At 66.3% G+C, this 19,062-nt stretch carries 17 protein-coding genes and 2 pseudogenes; 10 read left to right on the top strand and 9 right to left on the bottom strand.

What is annotated here, in order from left to right; all coding sequences use genetic code 11:
* A partial coding sequence (gene nadC / locus ACREB4_RS19770; RefSeq protein ID WP_431589962.1) for a carboxylating nicotinate-nucleotide diphosphorylase occupies positions 1-732 on the top strand: 732 nt, incomplete at its 5' end.
* A 119-nt stretch (positions 733-851) separates the two neighbouring features.
* Positions 852-1,136 (top strand): late competence development ComFB family protein, encoded by a 285-nt coding sequence (locus ACREB4_RS19765; protein ID WP_431589961.1) that lies wholly within the window; start codon positions 852-854, stop codon positions 1,134-1,136.
* A gap of 14 nt (positions 1,137-1,150) precedes the next feature.
* On the opposite strand, the gene nadB is transcribed toward ACREB4_RS19765, so the two are convergent.
* Positions 1,151-2,788 (bottom strand): L-aspartate oxidase, encoded by a 1,638-nt coding sequence (gene nadB, locus ACREB4_RS19760; RefSeq protein ID WP_431589960.1) that lies wholly within the window; start codon positions 2,786-2,788, stop codon positions 1,151-1,153.
* 104 nt (positions 2,789-2,892) lie between these two features.
* On the opposite strand from nadB, the gene ypfJ reads away from it, so the two are divergent.
* Both ypfJ and ACREB4_RS19750 read left to right on the top strand, forming a co-directional pair.
* Positions 2,893-3,801 carry a KPN_02809 family neutral zinc metallopeptidase gene (ypfJ, locus tag ACREB4_RS19755; RefSeq protein WP_431589959.1) on the top strand — a complete coding sequence of 303 codons (909 nt, stop codon included), beginning with the start codon at positions 2,893-2,895 and terminating at the stop codon, positions 3,799-3,801.
* 13 nt (positions 3,802-3,814) lie between these two features.
* Entirely contained in the window at positions 3,815-4,792 is a 978-nt protein-coding gene (locus ACREB4_RS19750) for an NADPH:quinone oxidoreductase family protein (RefSeq protein ID WP_431589958.1), read from the top strand.
* A 145-nt stretch (positions 4,793-4,937) separates the two neighbouring features.
* On the opposite strand, the gene ACREB4_RS19745 is transcribed toward ACREB4_RS19750, so the two are convergent.
* Positions 4,938-5,165 carry a transcriptional regulator gene (locus ACREB4_RS19745; protein ID WP_431589957.1) on the bottom strand — a complete coding sequence of 76 codons (228 nt, stop codon included), beginning with the start codon at positions 5,163-5,165 and terminating at the stop codon, positions 4,938-4,940.
* A gap of 87 nt (positions 5,166-5,252) precedes the next feature.
* Between ACREB4_RS19745 and ACREB4_RS19740 the strand changes: the two genes are divergently transcribed.
* Positions 5,253-5,972 carry a hypothetical protein gene (locus ACREB4_RS19740; RefSeq protein ID WP_431589956.1) on the top strand — a complete coding sequence of 240 codons (720 nt, stop codon included), beginning with the start codon at positions 5,253-5,255 and terminating at the stop codon, positions 5,970-5,972.
* 11 nt (positions 5,973-5,983) lie between these two features.
* On the opposite strand, the gene ACREB4_RS19735 is transcribed toward ACREB4_RS19740, so the two are convergent.
* Both ACREB4_RS19735 and queG read right to left on the bottom strand, forming a co-directional pair.
* Positions 5,984-6,880 carry a cellulose binding domain-containing protein gene (locus ACREB4_RS19735; RefSeq protein ID WP_431589955.1) on the bottom strand — a complete coding sequence of 299 codons (897 nt, stop codon included), beginning with the start codon at positions 6,878-6,880 and terminating at the stop codon, positions 5,984-5,986.
* A gap of 105 nt (positions 6,881-6,985) precedes the next feature.
* Positions 6,986-8,044 carry a tRNA epoxyqueuosine(34) reductase QueG gene (gene queG, locus ACREB4_RS19730; RefSeq protein WP_431589963.1) on the bottom strand — a complete coding sequence of 353 codons (1,059 nt, stop codon included), beginning with the start codon at positions 8,042-8,044 and terminating at the stop codon, positions 6,986-6,988.
* 126 nt (positions 8,045-8,170) lie between these two features.
* On the opposite strand from queG, the gene tsaE reads away from it, so the two are divergent.
* Both tsaE and ACREB4_RS19720 read left to right on the top strand, forming a co-directional pair.
* The gene (tsaE, locus tag ACREB4_RS19725) at positions 8,171-8,671 is read left to right on the top strand and encodes a tRNA (adenosine(37)-N6)-threonylcarbamoyltransferase complex ATPase subunit type 1 TsaE (RefSeq protein ID WP_431589954.1); all 501 of its coding nucleotides are present in this window, start codon (positions 8,171-8,173) and stop codon (positions 8,669-8,671) included.
* Entirely contained in the window at positions 8,664-10,139 is a 1,476-nt protein-coding gene (locus ACREB4_RS19720) for an N-acetylmuramoyl-L-alanine amidase (RefSeq protein ID WP_431589953.1), read from the top strand. The genes tsaE and ACREB4_RS19720 overlap by 8 nt, the downstream gene beginning before the upstream one ends.
* 25 nt (positions 10,140-10,164) lie before the next feature.
* Here the strand turns inward: ACREB4_RS19720 and ACREB4_RS19715 are convergent, their stop codons facing one another.
* From ACREB4_RS19715 to asd, 4 genes are all read right to left on the bottom strand, one after another.
* Positions 10,165-12,513: a protein kinase domain-containing protein gene (locus tag ACREB4_RS19715; RefSeq protein ID WP_431589952.1), complete on the bottom strand. Its 2,349-nt coding sequence runs from the start codon at positions 12,511-12,513 to the stop codon at positions 10,165-10,167.
* Between the two features lie 92 nt (positions 12,514-12,605).
* Positions 12,606-13,508 carry a pseudouridine synthase gene (locus tag ACREB4_RS19710; RefSeq protein WP_431589951.1) on the bottom strand — a complete coding sequence of 301 codons (903 nt, stop codon included), beginning with the start codon at positions 13,506-13,508 and terminating at the stop codon, positions 12,606-12,608.
* A 5-nt stretch (positions 13,509-13,513) separates the two neighbouring features.
* Positions 13,514-14,329 carry a rhodanese-like domain-containing protein gene (locus ACREB4_RS19705; protein WP_431589950.1) on the bottom strand — a complete coding sequence of 272 codons (816 nt, stop codon included), beginning with the start codon at positions 14,327-14,329 and terminating at the stop codon, positions 13,514-13,516.
* Between the two features lies 1 nt (position 14,330).
* On the bottom strand, positions 14,331-15,182 hold the full coding sequence (asd, locus tag ACREB4_RS19700; RefSeq protein WP_431589949.1) for an archaetidylserine decarboxylase: 852 nt from the start codon (positions 15,180-15,182) through the stop codon (positions 14,331-14,333).
* Positions 15,183-15,255: 73 nt separating this feature from the next.
* On the opposite strand from asd, the pseudogene ACREB4_RS19695 reads away from it, so the two are divergent.
* Positions 15,256-15,929, top strand: a pseudogene (locus ACREB4_RS19695) (glutathione S-transferase family protein).
* 25 nt (positions 15,930-15,954) lie between these two features.
* Here ACREB4_RS19695 and ACREB4_RS19690 read toward each other — a convergent pair.
* A complete protein-coding gene (locus ACREB4_RS19690) occupies positions 15,955-16,611 on the bottom strand; it encodes a DedA family protein (RefSeq protein ID WP_431589948.1) in 657 nt (218 codons plus the stop codon).
* A 34-nt stretch (positions 16,612-16,645) separates the two neighbouring features.
* Here ACREB4_RS19690 and mutL point away from each other — a divergent pair, with 34 nt between their 5' ends.
* Entirely contained in the window at positions 16,646-18,610 is a 1,965-nt protein-coding gene (gene mutL, locus ACREB4_RS19685; protein WP_431589947.1) for a DNA mismatch repair endonuclease MutL, read from the top strand.
* 18 nt (positions 18,611-18,628) lie between these two features.
* A pseudogene (locus ACREB4_RS19680) lies at positions 18,629-19,062 on the top strand (hypothetical protein); the annotation flags it as partial.

Raw genomic sequence — 19,062 nt, 5'->3', positions numbered from 1 at the left:
TGCCTGTTCAAGCTCGACCCGCAAGCCCAGATCACCTGGGCCTATGCCGAAGGCGCCCTGATGTCGCCCGACACCGAGGTCTGCCTGATCGAAGCCGATGCGCGCGCCCTGCTGACCGCCGAGCGCCCGGGCATCAACTTCGTGCAGACCTTGTCGGCCGTGGCCACCCTGGCGCACGTGCACATGCAGGCCATCGAAGGCGCCTCGCCCAACCCACGCGGCTGCGTGGTGCTCGACACCCGCAAGACGCTGCCGGGCTTGCGCCTGGCCCAGAAGTACGCGGTGCGCGTGGGTGGCGGCGCCAACCAACGCCTGGCCCTGTACGACGGCATCCTCATCAAAGAGAACCACATCGCGGCGGCCGGCAGCGTGACGCAGGCCTTGCGCAATGCCCAGGCTTTGGTCGCGGCCCAGGCCCAGCCCTTGCGTGACCAGATCAGCATCCAGATTGAGGTGGAAAACCTGGCCCAGTTGCGCGAAGCCCTGAGCGCTGGCGCCGTCAGCGTGCTGCTGGACAACTTCGACCTGGACCTGATGCGCCAGGCCGTGGCCCTCAACGAAGAGCTGACGCAAGGCCAGGCCCTGCTGGAAGCCTCGGGCGGCGTGACCATGGACCAGTTGCGCGCCATTGCCACCACGGGCGTCGACCGCATCTCCATCGGCAAGCTGACCAAGGACGTCAAGGCGGTCGATTTCTCGCTGCGGGTGCTGGAACGGCTGGGCACCGCCTGAGACAAGGGGCCGGCGGCGGGCATAGTGCACAGAGCCCTGTCTCGAAACAGGGCCAAGGCCTCATGCAAACGGCCCCGATGCGCGAAACTGGCAGGCACCTTTCCAGGACGGGCCCGCCCATGACCGCTGATTTCTCATCGCTGCGCAATTATTTCGAACGCCAGGTCTTCGAGGCCGTGGTCGAGGCCGCGCCCTCTTACCCACTGCTGACCGCAGACCAGTTGCCGGACGTGGCCTGCGTGGCGCTCAACCACCTGCCCACGCGCTACATCCGCCACGAGGTGGACTTGGTGTTCTACCTGACCGAGAAAGAGCGGGCCGACAACGAGACGGCCATCGCCGAGGCGGTGCGTTATGCCTGCGAGTTCGTGCAGGCGCGCTTCGCGATGCGCGCGAGGCGCTGAAACACCAGGCCCCGTCAAGGCAACCAGGCGTCCCGCTTCTTGGGCTTCTTGCTCAGGATGGTCGGGAAGCTGACCGGCAAGGTGCGCGGGTAGTCGCGGCTGTAGTGCAGGCCACGGCTTTCCTGGCGCGACAGGGCCGAGCGCACGATCAGCTCGGCGCAATCGACCAGGTTGCGCAATTCCAGCAAATCTCGGCTCACGCGGAAGGCCGCGTAGTAGTCGTCGATCTCGCTGCGCAGCAGCTTGATGCGGTGCAGCGCGCGCTCCAGGCGGCGCGTGGTGCGCACGATGCCCACGTAGTTCCACATCACCAGGCGCAGTTCATCCCAGTTGTGCGAAATGACGACTTCCTCGTCGGCATCGGACACCTGGCTTTCATCCCAGCCGGGCAAAGCTGGGCTTTTGGGCGGCTGTTGAGCCTGGATGTCGTCGGCACAGGTGCGGCCCAGCACCACGCATTCGAGCAGCGAGTTGCTGGCCAGGCGGTTGGCACCGTGCAGGCCGGTGTAGGTGGTCTCGCCCACCGCATAGAGTCCGGGCAGGTCGGTGCGGCCCTGAAGGTCGGTCACCACGCCACCGCAGGTGTAGTGCGCGGCCGGCACCACGGGGATGAATTGCGTGGCGATGTCGATGCCCAGGCTCAGGCAACGCGCGTGGATGGTGGGGAAGTGTTCTTTCAGGAAGGCCTCGCCCAGGTGCGTGGCGTCCAGCCAGACGTGGTCCAGGCCGTGCTTCTTCATCTCGAAGTCGATCGCGCGGGCGACGATGTCGCGCGGGGCAAGTTCACCGCGTTCGTCGTGCGCGGGCATGAAGCGCGTGCCATCGGGCAGGCGCAGGTAAGCGCCTTCGCCGCGCAGGGCCTCGGTGATCAGGAAGCTGCGCTCTTGGGGGTGGTAGAGGCAGGTCGGGTGGAACTGGATGAACTCCATGTTGCCGACGCGGCAGCCAGCGCGCCAGGCCATGGCGATGCCATCGCCCGTGGCGGTGTCCGGGTTGCTGGTGTAGCGGTAGACCTTGCCCACGCCGCCGGTGGCCAGCACCACAGCCGAAGCCGGCAGGGTCTCGACGCGGTGGGTTTCGATGTCGAGCGCGTAGACGCCGTGGCAGCGCTGCGTGTTGGCCGATGGCGCGCCGCCCTTGCGCAAATGGCGGTCGGTGATCAGGTCCACGGCCATCCAGCGCTCGCGCATGCTGATGTTGGGGTGGCGCTTGACTTCGGCCAGCAGCACATCGTGGATGGCCTTGCCGGTGGCATCGGCCGCATGGGCGATGCGCCGCACGGCGTGGCCGCCTTCGCGCGTCAGGTGCAGGCCCAGCGGGCCATCGGGGTCGGGCGAAAACGGCACGCCGCGTTCGACCAGCCACTGCACCGCGCGGGCGCTGTGTCGGGCGATGAACTCGGCGGTGTGTTCGTCGACCAGTCCGGCGCCGGCCTCTTGCGTGTCGCGCACATGGGAGCCGATGCTGTCGTCATTGCCCAGCACGCCGACGATGCCGCCCTGCGCCCAGGCCGTGGCCGCCTCTTCCAGCTGGCGCTTGGCCAGCACGATGACGGGTTGCGTCTCGGCCAGGTGCAAGGCGACCGTGAGGCCCGCCAGGCCCGCACCGATGATGACGACGGGGAGCGGGGCGGCCGAAATTTGAGCGGGCATGAAGTGGGCGAACGGGGATCGCGAAGAAGGTCAAGGGGCCATTTTAGTCACTGCTACCATTCCCAGGCACCGCCCATGCCGGCGGCCCACTTTTGGAGTTCACCATGCGCTGGCAAGGCAACCGTCAAAGCGACAACGTCGAAGATGCCCGGGACGACAGCTCGGGTGGAGGCCGCCAAGGTTTTTCCATCGGCGGTGGCGGGCTCAGCCTGGGCACGGTGGCCATCGCCCTGGTGGCCAGCTACTTCCTGGGCATCAACCCCATGACGGTGCTGAACATGCTCAGCGGCGGTGGCGGCGTGGTGGGCAGCTCGGCGCCTGCGCAGGTCAGCCGGCAGGCCGACCCGTCTGCCCCGCAGCAGCCCAGCAAAGACCCCCAGGTACAGTTCGTGGCCACCGTGCTGGCCGACACTGAAGACGTCTGGGGCGACATCTTCAAACAGGCCGGTGGCCAGTACGAGCAACCCAAGCTGAAGATTTTCCGGGGCGCCACCAGCACGGGCTGCGGTCGGGGCGAGGCGGCCATGGGCCCGTTTTATTGCCCGGCCGACCACAAGGTCTACATCGACCTGGCCTTCTACGACACCCTGCGCGACCGCCTGGGCGCCCCCGGCGATTTCGCCCAAGCCTACGTGATCGCGCACGAGGTCGGCCACCATGTGCAAAACCTGTTGGGCACCTCGGCCAAGCTGGACCAGGCCCGCGGCCGCGTCGGCAAGGCCCAGTACAACGCCCTGAGCGTGCGCCTTGAGTTGCAGGCCGACTGCTATGCCGGCCTGTGGGCCAACCGCGCCCAACGCTCGCGCCAGATCATCGAGGCCGGTGACATCGAAGAAGCCCTGAACGCCGCCTCGCAAATCGGCGACGACACGCTGCAGCGCAAATCGCAAGGCCAGGTGGTGCCCGAAAGCTTCACCCATGGCAGCAGCCAACAGCGCGTGAGCTGGTTCAAGCGCGGCTTCGAGTCTGGCGACATCAACCAATGCAACACGTTCACCAAACAACCCGTGTAGGAGACAAGACACCATGCAAGCCTGGACCTGTGACGACCCCACCGGCGTCGATGCCCTGACCTGGAAAGAAAGCCCCACGCCCGAACCGGGCAAGGGCGAAGTGCGCGTGGCCATCAAGGCCGCCAGCCTGAACTTCCCCGACCTGCTGATCGTGCAGGGCAAGTACCAGATGAAGCCCAACCCGCCCTTCGTGCCCGGCGCCGAGTTCGCCGGCGTGGTCGAGGCCGTGGGTGAAGGCGTCAAGCATTTGGCCGTGGGCACGCAGGTGGCGGGCTTTGCCGGCACGGGCGGCTTTGGCACGCACACCGTCGCGCCCGCCGCGATGCTGATGCCTTTGCCGCCCGCGTTTTCGTTTGAAGACGCTGCCGCGTTTTTGTGCACCTATGGCACCTCCTACCACGCGCTGATGGACCGCGCCGCCTTGAAGGCGGGCGAAACGGTGTTGGTGCTGGGCGCCGCCGGCGGCGTGGGCACGGCCGCCATCCAGATCGCCAAAGCCGCGGGCGCCAAGGTGATCGCCGCCGCGTCGAGCGACGAGAAGTGCGCGCTGTGCAAACAACTGGGCGCCGACGACACCATCAACTACGCCACGCAAAACCTGCGCGACGAGTTGAAGACGCTGACCGGCGGCAAAGGGCCCGACGTGGTCTACGACCCGGTGGGTGGCGACCTGACCGAAGCGGCCTTCCGCTCCATTGGCTGGCGCGGCCGCTACCTGGTCATCGGCTTTGCCAATGGCACCATCCCCGCCTTGCCTCTGAACCTGGCGCTGCTGAAAGGCGCGTCGATCATGGGCGTGTTCTGGGGCGAGTTTGCCAAGCGCGAGCCGCAGAACAACGCCGCCTGCCTGATGCAACTGGCCGCCTGGTACATGGAAGGCAAGATCAAGCCACTGATCGAGCACAAGCTGCCCATGTCGCAACTGAAGGAAGCCTTCGCGCTGATGGGCGCACGCCAGGTGCGCGGCAAGGTCGTGCTGGTGAACAGCTGAAAAAAAAGCCCACCCCCGCCATCAGGACAAACAGGCCGCATGCACAGGGGATGGCATGGGGAGGAGCAGCCTGCCCCGCGCATTCACATCGCGCGGGCGCCCTGAGCTTGTGGGTCCGTCGGGGGTGGGAAGAAACTGAAGGCCGCTAACTTCGCAGCACCCACCAATCGACGCGTGGATTGAGTTCTTCGCAGCGCACCGCCTTGCCGACGATGCGCTCGATGGACGGACAGTGTTCGGCGGGCACCACCGGGGCCTGCGTCATCCAGTAGGAGACATGGGCCTGCGTGATGCCGCCGCCGATTTCGCGCGCCAAGCGGGCTTGCGAGCCCACGATGGTCACGGCTTTTTTGAGCGCTTCCTGAGGTGTCATTTTTCTCTCCCATCTGCAGACCAATTTGTAGTTCATTGCACATATTTTTGCAAGTCATGCCACAAATAGCTTTGTAGCATTTGCGCCATGAACGAATGGAAGACTTTCACCGGACGCCTCTTGTGGGCCATGAACCGCGCCGGCAAAACGAACCAGAGCGAGCTGGCGCGGGCAGTGGGTGTGAAGCCTCAATCGATCCAGTACCTCTGCCATGCCGAATCGAATGCGCAAGGCAGCACGCACACCGCAGCGCTGGCCCGCGAACTGCGCGTGTCGGCCGATTGGTTGGCCACGGGGCATGGGCAGGCGGTGGCACTGGAACAAGGCGGACTTCGACAAGGCGGGCTTCGGCTCCATGAATCGCCATCTCGCTATGACATCGGTCCCGCTGTTCACGCGCCCGTGCTGCGCACCTACCGCCTCGGGGCCGATGGCAGCATCGAGGTGCTGGAAGGCCTCGCCTCAGGCCAGGCCGATGGCCATGTGCTGACCCCTTTGGCGGCCGAGAACCTCTGGGCCGCCAAGGTCAAGGGCAACGCCTTGTCGCCCTATGCCCGGGATGGCCAATACCTGCTGCTGCAAACCGCCGCCGCCCCCCTGCCCGCCGAAGACCACCTCATCCTCACGATGAACGATGGGCGCCTGCTGATCCGCGAACTGATGCACCAGCGCGATGACAGCCTGGTGGTGCTGCCCCTTCAGGGCGGTCAGCCCGAGGCCATCGACCTGAGCGACATCGCCAGCATCGACGCGCTGGTTTGCGTCGTGTCAAGACGCTGGTGGCAGGCCGGCACGCCCTCGACATGAAACCCTGAACCTCAAGGGAGCGTGCAGGACTGCCCACCCATCTTGAGCGTCATGCCGCTCAACACCGGCAGTCCCGAGATCTTCGTACCCATGAAGCTGAAGGTCACGGAGCCGTTTGGCGCGATGGCTTTGCTACCGGGCAGCGGGAAGGCGGTGAAGTTCTTGAAGCCAGATTGTGCAATGGTGGCGTTCTTGATTTTCGCCAGAATCGTCGCTGACTTGTACGTCCACTGAACCGACCAGCCGGACACCGGTTGGGCGCCCTGGTTGGTCACGGTCACCGTGGCATTGAAGGTGCCTCCCTGCGTGCTCACCACCTCGTGGCTCACCGGACAGACGCGCGCGATGTTGTCGATGGTGAAGCCGATGATGCCGCCTGTCTGGCCACCGTCTCTCTGCACCCAGCCATAGTTCAAGGTGTTGCCCGCATTGAAGGCCTTCACATCCAGATTCAAGGGCTGGGCCGTGCTGGTCAGCACCCCCGTCTGGCCCGGCCCGCTGTACACCGTCAGGCCCAGGCTGCCATTTTCGAACACACCGCCATCCACCGACATCGGGTAGCCGCCCGAGATGGTGACACCATCCTCGACGTTGCCGCCAAAATTGTCGACCACGTAGGTGCTGACACCATTTGAAGAAATCTGGTGCCCCGCCACCGTGGCGGTGAATTGATGAGGTGCCAGGTTGGTGTAGTTGGCCGAGCTGCCGAAGTCGTAGTCGGCCACCGTGGCCGTGTCATAGCTGAACGTGCCGGTGAACACCGTGCCCACCTCCACGCCCGACAGCGAATGGTCGGTGTAGATGACCGTGCCTTTGTAGACAAAGCGCAGTGTTGCCGCATGTGCTGCCGCACCTAAGGCGATGGACCCGACCAGGGCCAGTCCGAAAACGGTGTTCCGATGATTCAAAGTAGCTCCCTGCTGATTGATCCTCGGCCAACTCGCCGAGTGGACAGATCATGCAGAATTTGCAGCCTCCCTGCCTGCCTCCAAGCCAAGGCAAAGCGACATTTCTCACACAAGCGGCGACTGCAAGGCCCACCGCACATGCTCGCCTACCAGGTCTGCACCGGCCCCAGCCGGAGGCGCGGCCAGCCATTGCTGCAAGGCTGCCCGGACCTCGGCATCACCCGTGGCCCGCAGCGCGTTGCCCAAGGCGACGGCGATGTTGCGCTGCCATTTGGCAAAACCGATGCGGCGGATGGGGCTGCCTTCCAGGGTCCGCATGAAGGTGGCTTCGTCCCAGGCCCACAGCTGCAACAGGGTGGGTGCGTCGAACACGGCCCGCGCGTCGAAATCGGGCACTTGCGCGCGCTGCGCGAACTTGTTCCAGGGGCAGATCAGCTGGCAATCGTCGCAACCGTAGATGCGGTTGCCCATCAGCGGGCGCAACTCCAGCGGGATGGGACCGCCATGTTCGATGGTCAGGTAAGAGATGCAGCGCCGCGCGTCCACCTGCCGCTCGCCAACGATGGCCTGGGTCGGGCACACGTCCATGCACGACTGGCAAGAGCCGCAGTGCGCGGTCTCGGGCGCTGTCAGCGGCAAGGCCAGGTCCACGTAGATCTCGCCCAGGAAGAAGGTCGACCCCGCGTCGCGCGACAACAGCAGCGTGTGCTTGCCGCGCCACCCCAATCCGCTGCGGCTGGCCAGCTCCACCTCCATGACCGGGGCGGAATCGGTGAACACGCGGTGGCCAAACGGCCCCAGGTGCGCGGCCAATCGGTCGGACAAGGTTTGCAGCCTGGCGCGCAGCACCTTGTGATAGTCCCGGCCCCGCGCGTAGACCGACACGGTGGCATCCAGAGGGCGGGCCAGGCGGTCCCACTCGATGGCTTGCCAGCCCTCCGGCGTGGCCCCGGGCAGGTAATCCATGCGCGCGGTGATGACCCGCACGGTGCCCGGCACCAGTTCGGCCGGGCGGGCTCTTTTGAGCCCATGGGCGGCCATGTAGTGCATGTCACCGTGGAAACCACGCGCCAACCAGTCCAATAAACCGGCCTCGGCACTTGACAAGTCCACGTCCGCGACCCCAATCTGCGAAAATCCCAACTCCGAGGCCCACGTTCGCAAGCGTGTCAGCACCTCACCGAGGTCCAAACCCGGTGTTGAAGTGCCTTCTGACAGGCTTGGCCGCAGTTCCTGACGCATGTGACGATCCTAACAAGCACCCCGCCCCAACCCACGAGCCGCCCCTGGATGCGCGGCGATTTCTTCTGGTCTGACGAAGCGGCCTGTGCCGCCATGGCCGGACAGTGGGCGGGCACCCTGAAACCGGTGCTGCAGCAAGGCGGGTCCGCGATCATCGAACTGCGAGGCACCTTGGGCGCGGGCAAGACCACGTTCACGCGGCACCTGTTGCGCGCCCTGGGCGTCGAGGGCCGCATCAAGAGCCCCAGCTACGCGGTGGTGGAACCCCACGAGGCCGAAGGTGGGCTGCCGATCTGGCATTTCGACTTCTACCGGTTCAACGACCCGCAGGAATGGGAAGACGCGGGCTTCCGCGACCTGTTCGGCAGCGCGGGCTTGAAGCTGGTGGAATGGCCCGACAAGGCCGCTGGCCTGCTGCCCCCACCCGACCTGCGGCTGAACCTGAGCTCGGTGGATGAAACCCAGCGGCAAGTGCAAGTAGAGGCAGGCACGGACCAAGGCCAGGCCTGGCTGTCACGATTGATTCAGGAGGGCACGCCCCATGGATGACCTGAACCGACGTCAAGTCTTGAAGCGCGGGGCGCAAGGCACCCTGGTGATGTTGCTCGGCCCGATGCAACTGGCCCGCGGCGCGCAGATCATGGCCGTGCGCGTGTGGCCGGCGTCCGACTACACCCGCGTCACGCTCGAATCCGACACGCCCTTGAAGGCCAAGCATTTTTTGGTGGTCAACCCCAGCCGGCTGGTGGTCGACATCGAAGGCCTGGAACTGAACATGCAACTGCGCGAGCTGGTGAGCAAGGTCCGCGCCGACGACCCCTACATCGCCAAGGTGCGCGCCGGCCAATACAAGCCCGACGTGGTGCGCCTGGTGCTGGACCTGAAGCAGCCCGTCAAGCCGCAGGTGTTCACGCTGGCCCCGGTGGCGGCCTACCAGCACCGCATGGTGTTCGACTTGTATTCGGTGGTGGACGCCGACCCGCGCCTCGCCTTGCATTCGACAGGCTCGGCGGCGGCCAACAACGCGCCCACGGCGTCATCGTCCAGCGGCAGCGAGGCCACGGCCTCGTCGCCAGGCGGCGGTGCCTCGGCGCCGTCCATCAACCTGGGCAGCAACAGCCGCAGCGCATCCGACCAGGCCGCCAGCGCCGTCAACGACGCCCTGGGCGATTTCATCGGCGACATCCGGCAACGCAGCAACGACCGGGCTGTGGCGCGCGCAGCGCCGCCTGCCAAGGGGTCCGACAAATCGGCGGACAAGGCCTCGGAGGCGGAAGCACCCAGCACCGATGCCCGGCTGGCCACCCAACGCCTCGTCATCATCGCGCTGGACGCGGGCCATGGCGGCGAAGACCCGGGCGCCATCGGCCCCAGCGGTCTCTACGAAAAAGACGTGGTGCTGTCGATCGCCAAGCTGCTGCGCGCGCGCATCAATGCGCAACCCGGCATGCGCGCCATGCTCACGCGCGAGTCCGATTACTTCGTGCCGCTGAACGAGCGCGTGACCAAGGCGCGCCGGGTGCAGGCCGACCTCTTCATGTCCATCCACGCCGATGCTTTTTTGAACCCGCAGGCGCGCGGCGCCTCGGTGTTCGCCTTGTCCGAGAACGGCGCGTCGAGCGCCGCCGCGCGCTGGATGGCCAAGAAGGAAAACGCGTCCGACATGGTCGGTGGCGTCAACATCAAGGCCAAGGACGCCTCGGTGATGCGCGCACTGCTGGACATGTCCACCACCGCGCAGATCAAGGACAGCCTGAAGCTGGGCAACGCCATCTTGGGCAATCTGGGCAAGATCGGGCGCCTGCACAAAGGCAAGGTCGAACAGGCGGGCTTCGCGGTGCTGAAGGCGCCGGACATCCCCTCGGTGCTGGTGGAAACGGGCTTCATCTCGAACCCGGAAGAAGAAACCAAGCTCCGCGACGAGGATTACCAGGCCAAGATGGCAGATGCCCTGCTGACAGGCATCCAGCGCTACTTCGCCAAGAACCCGCCGATGGCGCGCAACCGCGCCTTGTGATCGGCCGGTTCCGTTCTTCAGTTCATCAGTGCTTGCGCTCGCGTTCGCGTTGGCGCAGCACGTCGATCAACACGTTGAAGGTGCGCGACAGGTGGCCGATCTCGTCACGTGATTTGACCGTGAGGCTGGCCTTGGCGTAGTCGCCGTTCTTCAAGGCATGGGCCGCGCGGGTCAAGGCCCTGATGGGTTGGACGATGCTGCGGGCGAACAGCAAGGCCAGGCCGGTGAAGAGCAAACCCACCAGGCCAACGCTCCAGGCCAGCTGGGTGTAGAGGCGCGTGAGGGGGGCCTCGAAATCCTTTTCGGATTCGCTCACCCCGACCACCCAGTCGTGGCCCAGCACGGGCGCGTAGCCGGCGATCTCGCTTTCGCGCGAAACGGTGGAGTGGTAGCGCACATGGCCCAAGTGCTGCGCACCTACCACCACGCCAGCCAACCCGGGCATGCGCAGGCTGTTCACCTTGGCATGGCCAAATCGCTGGTCGGCGCGGATCTCGGCCAGTTTCGCGGCCGGCAGGTCGGCCAGGCTGCTGTAGAGCATGTCCGCGTCCGGGTGGTAAATCAACACGCCATCCCCATCGACCAGGAAGGGTTCGCGCATCGAGCCCTCTTGCACCTCGTTGAGGATGGACACGATGGCTGACGCGCGCAAGCGCAGCACCACCGCGCCGATGACCGCGCGCTGCTCATCGAACACCGGGTGGGCGAAGAACACGCCCGCCGTGCCCGTGACCGCGCCCACGGCGATGCCCGTGGTGTGCGGCCGGCCCGCCATGGCGGCCTTGAAATAGTCGCGGAACTTGAAGTTCCTGCCCATGACGCTGGCATCGCTCGACACCACCGCCGTGCCCTGGGTGTCCATCACCATGACCAGCAGGATGTCGGGGTTGGCGCCGACCAGCGCGTCCACCTTGGCCTTGATGGCGGGCTGGCGTGCCGCCACCGGCTGGGCCAGGAAATCCCTGAAGTCGGCATCGCTGCCCATGGCCCGCGCCAGGCTCTGGCTGTCATTGATGAGCTGCGACAGGCGCCCGGCCGTGCTGCGGGCCAGTTGCTCCAGGTTCTGCAATTCGCTGGCGGACACCGTGGCCAGGCTGGCGTTGAGGTTGTAGTAGGCCGTGATCATCATGGGCATGAGCGCCGTGAGCACCATGGCCAGGGTCATCTTGAGCGCCAGCGGCCAGGACGCAGGCGACAGCACGCCACGCAGGTAGACGCCCAGCCGGGCTTTCAACAGGCGGGGCGACTTCTTGATCAGGGCCCAACCAGGCAGGTCCAGGTGGTGTGACGCATCGTCGGCGCGCAAGGCCTCTTGCAGACCCATGCTGGCAGCGTGGGCCGCGAACAGCGCGCGCCGCCATGAAGCGATGTCTTGCGGGCGTTGTGCGGGGTCGAGCTGCAAGGCCCAATCGATGGCGCCCAGGAACTGCGGGCTGTAGCGACCCTGGCCGGCCTGCGTGGCGGGCACCAAGGGGTCTTGCGGGGCCATCTGGCGGTCCAGGGCATCGGGCGGCTTCTTGCCGGTGACCAGCCAGTACAGGGTGGCGCCGAACGCGTAGATGTCGGTCCAGGCGCCCTGGTGGCCATCCTCGTATTGCTCGATGGGTGCGTAGCCAGGCGTGACGGCGATGTCGGCTTGTTCAGAGGCACCCACGGCCTGGCGGGCCGAACCGAAATCCAGCAGCACCAGCGAGCCGTCGGATTGGCGCACCTGGATGTTGTCGGGCTTGATGTCGCGGTGCAGGAAGCCAGCGGCGTGCACCACCGACAGACCGTCCAGCAAGGGCTGCAAGAGCAGCGAGAGCTCCTTCTCACCCTGGTGGGCGTGCTTGGGCCACCAGTCCTTGAGCGGGCTGCCGCGCTCGTATTCGAGGACCATGTAGGCGGTCTGGTGGGCCTCGAAGAAACGGGCCACGCGCACGATGTTCGGGTGGCGGAAGGTGGCCAGCGTGCGGCCCTCGATCAGAAAACTGTCGAGCCCGTTCTGGTAGCGCTCGCGGTGGCGCGTGGAGTGGGCCGAGACCGTCTTGCCGGATGATCTGAAAGCGATCTCTTCCGGCAGGTATTCCTTGATGGCGACACGCGAGTTGAGGTTGACGTCGGTGGCCAGGTAGGTGATGCCGAAGCCGCCCTGGCCCAGCACGCGGTCGATGCGGTATTCGTGCAGGCGGAAGCCGGGCGGCAGGGCCAGGGCCGAACCGGCGGCCTGGGCTTGCGGGGAGCGCTGTGGCGCCGGCATGGGTGGGGGCACCGGGACGGTGGCCGCTTTCTGCAACCAGAGCGGGTCGATGACGGTCAGGTCATCGTCCTTCGGGCAGGCTGGCGCCACGACGGTCTTGTCGGGGTCGTCCAAAGGGCTGTCCGCCGTGTTCATCGCCTGGCGCTGCTCCGATCACAAAAGCTGAGTGTCCGATTTTCAGCGCAGGCACAGCCGAGCAAGGCGGGATGAGGGCGTGAAAAAGGGCCTCATTCCAGCCGCAGGGTTTGCTGGCTGGTGAAGTGGCGGTGCTGGCCGGTGATGGGGTCGGTGAATTCGAGGTGCTTGGCCAGCAGTTGCAAAGGACGAGCGTGGTCGTCGCTGTCCTGCGCCCTCAGGCGGGGGTAGATCAGGTCGTTGACGATGGGCATGCCCAGGGCGGCGCAGTGCACGCGCAATTGATGCTTGCGGCCGGTGATGGGGCTGAGGCGGTACAGGGCCAGGTCGCCCTGCACTTTCAGCACCTCGATGTGGGTGCTGGTGTTGGGCTCGCCAGGCACCTCGCGCATCTGCATGAAATGCTCGTCTTCTTCTAGGCGGCTTTGGCGGGTCAGGGGCCAGGCCAGGTCGGGGCGCCACGGTGCGATGGCCTCGTAGTGCTTGGTGGCGGTGCGTTGCGAGAACACGCCCTGGTAGGCGCCTCGCGTGGACGGTTGGATGGAGAACAGCACGACGCCGGCCGTCTCGCGGTCCAGGCGGTGGATGGGCGCCAGGGTGTCGATGCCGAGTTTGCGCTTGAGCCGCACCAGCAGCGTCTGCTGCAGGTAGCGGCCACCGGGCGTGACGGGCATGAAATGCGGCTTGTCGACGGCCACCAGGTGTTCATCCTGGAACAGCACGACTTCGTCGAACGGCAGCGCCGTCTCGGCAGGCAGCGAGCGGTAGTAGTACAGGCGGATGCCGGGCTGGAAGGCCCGCTGCAAGGTGACCGGCACGCCATGTTCATCGACCACCTCGCCCGCTTCGATGCGGGCGGCCCAGATGGCAGGATCGATGGCCGGGAACTGCTGCCGCAGGAACTGGGCCAGGGTGGGCCAAGGCCCGGCCGGCACCGCCACGCAACTGGGGCCGACGCCGTCCCTGGTGGGCAAGGGAAGCGGCTTGGTGGCCATGCGGACTACCGGCTGCCTTTGGCCAGGCGCTTGGCGCGCTGCAGGCGCCACAGCTCGTCCGGGTCGCCCGCGTAGACGTCTTCGGCGGTGGTGTCGGTCTGCTGCAGGTGCGTGTCGAGCGCGATGCGGTTGTCGAAGACGAAGCACTCGCCTTCCCAGTCCCGGTCGGCGTCGGGCATCTCGGCGAAGTAATTCAGGATGCCGCCTTCGAGCTGGTAGACAGGGAGGTCCATGTCCAGCATCCAGGCGCTGGTCTTCTCGCAGCGGATGCCGCCCGTGCAGTACATGGCCACGCGCTTGCCTTGCGCTTTCCATTCGTCAACGTGCGCTTCGATGTACCGGGGCAGGTCGCGGAAGTGGTGCACTTGCGGATCGACCGCGTTCTTGAAGCGCCCCAGCTTGAATTCGAAGCTGTTGCGGTTGTCGATCAGCACCACGTCGTCTTGCGCGATCAGCTCGCGCCATTCGCGCGGGCCGAGGTTGATGCCGGTCCGGTTGATGGCGTCCACGCCGGCCACGCCCAGGGGCAGGATCTCGGGCTTGTGGTGCACCTTCATCTTGAAGAAGGGCCGGGTTTTGCAGGGGCTGCGCTTGAAGTGGATGCCGCCGAACAGGCCGGTCAGGCGCGGGTCTTCCACCAAGGCGGCGTGGAAGGCGTCCAGCGCTTCGGGCGTGGCCGCGACCATGCCGTTGATGCCTTCGGTGGCCACCAGGATGCTGCCAGTCAGGCCTTGCGTGATCTCGCGCAGGGCGACGGTGCAGGCCTCGGGGTCGGCGATGGCGACGAACTTGTAGAAGGACTCGTGGACGATGTCCAGCATGTCAGGCATCGACCCGGTTGGCCATGACTTCACCCAGGCGGACCGGACCGGTGGAGGCCCAGGCCGGGTTGAAGGTCAAGGGGCCTTTGGGGAAGAGCATCACCACGGTCGAGCCCAACAGGAAGCGGCCCATTTCATCGCCCTTCTTCAGCACGATGGACTGGTCGGTGTAGCGCCATTCGCGCACGTCCTTCGTGCGTGGCGGGTTGACCACGCCATGCCACACCGTCGCCATGCTGCCCACGATGGTGGCGCCCACCAGGGTCAGCACGAAGGGGCCATGCACGGTCTCGAACACACAGACCACGCGCTCGTTGCGGGCGAAGAGGCCTGGCACGCCGCGCGCCGTGGCCGGGTTCACCGAGAACAGGTCACCGGGCACATAGATCATGCGGGTCAGCCGCCCATCGCAAGGCATGTGAATGCGGTGGTAATCCTTCGGGCTCAGGTAGATGGTGGCGAAGTGCCCATCCTGGAACTGCGCGGCCAGCAAGGCGTCGCCGCCCACCAGCGCTTGCGTCGAATAGTGGTGGCCCTTGGCCTGGAAGACCTGGTCGCCGGCGATGGGCCCGACCTGGCTGACCGCGCCATCGACCGGGCAGATCAGGTCGGCCGAGGCCAAGGGCCGCGCGCCCGGTTTCAGGGGGCGGGTGAAGAACTCGTTGAAGGTGGGGTAGCTGGCGATGTCGGGGTTGGCGGCCTCGGCCATGTTCACGCCATAACGCCCGACGAACCAGCGGATGAAAGCGGTGGTCAGCGCGCCGCCTTTGACCGACGCCATGCGCCCGGCAAAAGCGGTCAGGGCCTGCTTGGGCAGGACGTACTGCGACATGACGAAAAGGCGGTCGGACACGGCGGATTACCAAAGCGGTGGTGAGGGGCGCCATTGTATCGAGGGGCAATGCCCCTGGCGGCATACTGCCGCCATGATCACCCTGCACCACTGCATGAGCGCCCGCTCCTTGCGTCCCCTGTGGATGCTCGAAGAACTGGGCCTGCCCTACGAACTGAAGATGCTGCCCTTCCCGCCCCGGGCGCTGGCGCGGCCGTTCCTGGAGCTCAACCCGCTGGGCACCGTGCCGGCCTTCTCGGACCAGAACACGCGCATGACCGAATCGGCCGCGATCTGCCAGTACCTGGCGGCACGTTTTCACCGGGGCAACTGGACGTGGGCGTGGACGAGGCGGACTACGGCGCCTACCTGAACTACCTGCATTTCGGCGAGGCCACCCTCACCTTCCCGCAGACCCTGGTGCTGCGCTATGGGCGCTTCGAAACGGCCGAACGGCGCCAGCCCCAGGTCGCCGAGGACTATGGCAAGTGGTTTCTGGCACGCCTGCGCACGCTGGAGCCCCTGCTGGCCTCTCAAGACCACGTGTGCGCCAGCCGATTCACGGCGGCGGACGTGTCGGTGGGCTATGCCCTGGTCCTGGCCGAACACCTGGGCCTGCACGAGCGCTTCACGCCCGCCGTGGCCGCCTACTTTCAGCGCTTGAAAGCCCGCGAGGGCTTCACCCGGGCCATGCGGGCCCAAGAGGCCGCGGCGCGGCAGCAAGGGGTGTCGACCGTGCCAGCGCCGGACACGCGGCCACCGGGGTGAGGCGCCGGGCTGGACGCCGCCATCCTCAGGCCGCGAGCTTCTGCTTCTCTTTGCGGCTGGCGCGCCAGCCCCCGAAGATCGCCAGCACGCCGGGGACCAGGATCATCGCCCAGATGATCTTGCTCAGGTGCTGCTGCACGAGCGGGATGTTGCCGAACAGGTAGCCCACCACCGTCAACCCCACGACCCAGATCAGCGCACCGACCACGTTGTAGGCGGTGAAGGTGGCACGGTTCATCTGCGCCACACCGGCCACGAAGGGCGCAAAGGTGCGGACGAAAGGCATGAAGCGCGCCAGGATGATGGTGATGCCGCCATGCTTTTCGTAGAAGTTGTGGGCCGCGTCAAAGGCGCGGCGGTTGAACCAGCGGGAGTTTTCCCACTGGAAGACCTTGGGCCCGATGGTGCGGCCAATGGTGTAGTTGACCTGGTCGCCCAGCACGGCGGCCACCAGCAGCACGGCGATCGCCACCGGCAGGCTCATGGCGCCCGAGCCGGCCAGTGTGCCCACGATGAACAGCAGTGAATCGCCCGGCAGGAACGGCATCACCACCAAACCGGTTTCCACGAACACGATCACGAACAGCAGGGCATAGACCCAGGCACCGTAGTTTTGAACGAAATCTGCCAGGTGCTGGTCGACGTGGAGGATGAAATCCAGGAGGAATTGAGCGATGTCCATGCCCGCATTATCGGGGGCTTCGTACAATCCCTTGATGACGACCTCCTCCGCCCGCCGAAACATCCGCGAATTGCCCGACGAACTCATCAGCCAGATCGCGGCTGGCGAGGTGGTCGAGCGCCCTGCTTCGGTGGTGCGCGAACTGGTGGACAACGCCCTGGACGCGGGCTCGCGCCAGATCACCGTCAAGCTGCTGGCCGGCGGCATCCGCCAGATTTTGGTCGAGGACGATGGCAGCGGCATCCCGATTGACGAGCTGCCCTTGGCCTTGAAGCGCCACGCCACCAGCAAGATTGGCTCATTGCACGACCTGGAAAGTGTGGCCACCATGGGTTTCAGGGGCGAGGCGCTGGCGGCGATCGCTTCCGTGTCGGACATGGCGATTTCCAGCCGCACGGCCGAAGACGCTCATGCGCACCGGCTGGATGCCCGGTCGGGTGAACTGAGCCCGGCCGCGCGCGGCGTGGGCACCAGCGTCGAGGTGCGCGAACTGTTTTTCAGCACACCGGCCCGCCGCAAGTTTCTGAAAACGGAAGGCACCGAGTTGGCCCATTGCCTGGAAGCCGTGCGGCGCCACGCCCTGGCCCGGCCGGACGTGGGCTTTGCCGTGTGGCACGAAGGCAAGCTGGTGGAGCAATGGCGCGCTGGTTCACCCGACCAGCGCATGGTCGATGTGCTGGGCGACGACTTCATGTCGACCTCGCGTGCGGTCGAGCTGAGCATGGGCCCGATGCGGGTGTACGGCTACACCGGCCTGCCCGACGCGGCCCGCTCGCGCGCCGACCAGCAGTATTTCTACGTCAATGGCCGCCATGTGCGCGACAAGCTGTTGAGCCATGGCGTGCGCGCGGCGTACGAAGATGTGCTGCACGGCTCGCGCCAGCCCACGTACGTGTTGTTCATCGAGATCGCGCCCGACCGCGTCGATGTGAACGTGCACCCGACCAAGATCGAAGTGCGCTTCCGCGATTCACGCGAGGTGCACCAGGCGGTGCGCAAGTCGGTGGAAGCCGCGCTGGCCTTGTCGCGCGCCACGACGCCGGCAGCGGGCGAGGCGGCATCGTCTTCGTCCACCGCGGTGGGTGGCGCATGGCCGGCATCGTCGCCCGTCGACGGGCCCCTGCCTTCATCGGTGCAGGCGCCTTTGTCCGTCAACCAGCAAAGCCCACTGGCCTGGCAACGCCCAGCCGATGCCTCACCAGAACGCCGGTGGACCGGCTGGCCGCAGGCCGATGCCGCTGCATCACCGTCCTTCCTGGCGTCGGAGCGCATGCCCGTGTCCAACTTCGGTCGCGCGGCATCCGAGCAAGACCAGCCCACCTCGTTCGGCTTCTCGCCCGACTCGCTCAGGCCGGCATCGACGCCCCTCGGCGCACAAACCACCGCACAGCCATCTCTTGAAACACCGTCGCACGAATGGCCCCTGGGCCGCGCCCTGGCCCAGGTCGGCGGCGTGTTCGTGCTGGCCGAGAACGCCCAAGGCCTGGTCATCGTCGACATGCACGCCGCCCACGAGCGCATCGTGTACGAACGCCTGAAAGCCCAACTGGCGCACGAGCGGCTGGAAAGCCAGCCCCTGTTGATTCCGCAAAGCTTCGCCGCCACACCGCAAGAAATCGCCACCGCCGAATCACAACGCGAGGCTTTGATCAGCCTGGGCCTGGACATCGACGCGCTTGGCCCCACCACGCTGGCCCTGCGTTCAGTGCCACTGGCCCTGACCCAGGCCGATGGCGTGGACCTGGCCCGCTCGGTGCTGGCCGAACTGGCGCAACTCGATGCCAGCGACGTGATCAAGCGCGCGCAGCATGAATTGCTGGCCACCATGGCCTGCCACGGCGCCGTGCGCGCCAACCGGCAGCTCACCATCACCGAGATGAACGCACTGCTGCGCGACATGGAAGCCACCGACCGCGCGGACCAATGCAACCACGGTCGCCCCACCTGGCGGCAACTTTCCATGCGTGAACTCGACGCCCTGTTCATGCGCGGCCGCTGAACGACAAGAAGGCCCCCCATGACCGAACGCAAGAAAATCATCCTGGCCAACAAGCCAGCGACACCCGATGCCGAACGCGATGCTTTCGCGCCCCGGCGCCCGCCCGTGCGCGGTGCAGGCTCGGCCCCTCGCAAGCGCATGACCGTCGAGGAAGCCGAGCAGGCCGCCAAGGCGCGTGAGGAAGCGGCCAAAGCGGCTGCGCAAGCGCCTGTGCCTTCAGCTTCGCGTTCGTCTCCCCCACGGGACCCATCGCGCTGGCCGGGTGAACGCCAGGCCCCGCAGGCGCCACGCCGCGATGAGCGCGATCGCCCAGCATCGGCAAGGCCCCGCGATGACCGCCCGCGTGGTCCAGCGCCTCAGCGTTTCGATGACCGCCGTCCTGATCCGCGCAACGACCAGCGGCCGCCGCCCCCGGCTCAGCAAGACTTCCGCAAAGACGGCCGCCGTGCCCA

The sequence above is a fragment of the Aquabacterium sp. genome, assembly GCF_050725395.1.
GTDB lineage: Bacteria > Pseudomonadota > Gammaproteobacteria > Burkholderiales > Burkholderiaceae_C > Aquabacterium.
The sequence above is the reverse complement of the archived record's forward strand: the minus strand, read 5'-3'. Positions and strand labels throughout refer to the sequence as shown.

What these genes read in the sequence shown, in the direction of transcription:
- ACREB4_RS19765 (WP_431589961.1), top strand. Translation starts at nt 852, where the DNA reads ATGACCGCTGATTTCTCATCGCTGCGCAATTATTTCGAACGCCAGGTC.
- nadB (WP_431589960.1), bottom strand. Translation starts at nt 2,788, where the DNA reads ATGCCCGCTCAAATTTCGGCCGCCCCGCTCCCCGTCGTCATCATCGGT.
- ypfJ (WP_431589959.1), top strand. Translation starts at nt 2,893, where the DNA reads ATGCGCTGGCAAGGCAACCGTCAAAGCGACAACGTCGAAGATGCCCGG.
- ACREB4_RS19750 (WP_431589958.1), top strand. Translation starts at nt 3,815, where the DNA reads ATGCAAGCCTGGACCTGTGACGACCCCACCGGCGTCGATGCCCTGACC.
- ACREB4_RS19745 (WP_431589957.1), bottom strand. Translation starts at nt 5,165, where the DNA reads ATGACACCTCAGGAAGCGCTCAAAAAAGCCGTGACCATCGTGGGCTCG.
- ACREB4_RS19740 (WP_431589956.1), top strand. Translation starts at nt 5,253, where the DNA reads ATGAACGAATGGAAGACTTTCACCGGACGCCTCTTGTGGGCCATGAAC.
- tsaE (WP_431589954.1), top strand. Translation starts at nt 8,171, where the DNA reads ATGCGCGGCGATTTCTTCTGGTCTGACGAAGCGGCCTGTGCCGCCATG.
- ACREB4_RS19720 (WP_431589953.1), top strand. Translation starts at nt 8,664, where the DNA reads ATGGATGACCTGAACCGACGTCAAGTCTTGAAGCGCGGGGCGCAAGGC.
- ACREB4_RS19715 (WP_431589952.1), bottom strand. Translation starts at nt 12,513, where the DNA reads ATGAACACGGCGGACAGCCCTTTGGACGACCCCGACAAGACCGTCGTG.
- ACREB4_RS19710 (WP_431589951.1), bottom strand. Translation starts at nt 13,508, where the DNA reads ATGGCCACCAAGCCGCTTCCCTTGCCCACCAGGGACGGCGTCGGCCCC.
- ACREB4_RS19705 (WP_431589950.1), bottom strand. Translation starts at nt 14,329, where the DNA reads ATGCTGGACATCGTCCACGAGTCCTTCTACAAGTTCGTCGCCATCGCC.
- ACREB4_RS19690 (WP_431589948.1), bottom strand. Translation starts at nt 16,611, where the DNA reads ATGGACATCGCTCAATTCCTCCTGGATTTCATCCTCCACGTCGACCAG.
- mutL (WP_431589947.1), top strand. Translation starts at nt 16,646, where the DNA reads ATGACGACCTCCTCCGCCCGCCGAAACATCCGCGAATTGCCCGACGAA.